Raw genomic sequence first — 839 nt, 5'->3', positions numbered from 1 at the left:
GAGGAATTTTCACGCAATGTTAATCCCGCTAGCTTAATAAGTTGGCGTGGATGTTTATAATGCGTAAAAGATCCAATTTCTGAAAGCAACATAGTTATAGAATGATCTCCTATTCCATCTACAGATTGAACATATTCATAGTCTATTAGTTGTATGGCCAATTCTTTCATATGACTATCTAGGTTCTCTAATTGTTGTTGTAGTAACTTATATTGGTTAAGAAGTGTGGCTATTTCAAAACGGGCCATCTCTAATCCTTCTCTTATCCCAATGGATTGTTCAGCTAAGAATTGAATTTGTCTTATCTTAGGGCGTGAAGGGCATTTTAGTCCTTCCACTTGAATATACAGTGTCATAAGGTCTTCCAAATCATTTCCTACCACATCCTGTGGTAAAGGTGTTTTTTCTAAGATAGCACAAGCATTTTTACCGAAAGACGGAAATACTTGGTGAAATTCAGGAAAAAAGCGATCCAACCAACGAACCATACGGTTCTTCAAAGCAGTTATATCCTCTACAATTTTCGTTCTTAACATGGATGCATTTCGTAATTCCGCTTCAACGCCAGTTAAAATACGCGGAAAACTAAATCTCCCATCTCGGATAAGTTGAGCTATAACACGAGCATCTTTTTGATCATTTTTCGTTTGAAGATTATCATCTAGTTCCTTTGTTCGACTAACATGCATAGGGTTAACAAACACATAAGGAATATCATGTTTGATTAAATAAGCAGCTAGATTCATCCAATAATGTCCTGTCGGTTCAAAACCAACAATTACTTGTTCTTTTTCATGTAAATCTTGTAGTGTATGGATACTATGCTTAAACTTTTCGAA

General features: G+C 35.5%; 1 protein-coding gene. It reads right to left on the bottom strand.

Going from position 1 to position 839, the window contains the following annotated elements; genetic code table 11:
- Positions 1-839 (bottom strand): IS110 family RNA-guided transposase (locus FCI53_RS21200; protein ID WP_138420947.1); only part of this gene is annotated, 839 nt, incomplete at both ends.

The sequence above is a fragment of the Aquibacillus sediminis genome (assembly GCF_005870085.1).
Classification (GTDB): domain Bacteria; phylum Bacillota; class Bacilli; order Bacillales; family Amphibacillaceae; genus Aquibacillus_E; species Aquibacillus_E sediminis.
Note: the sequence above shows the minus strand (reverse complement) of the source record. Positions and strands in the feature narration are given on the sequence as shown.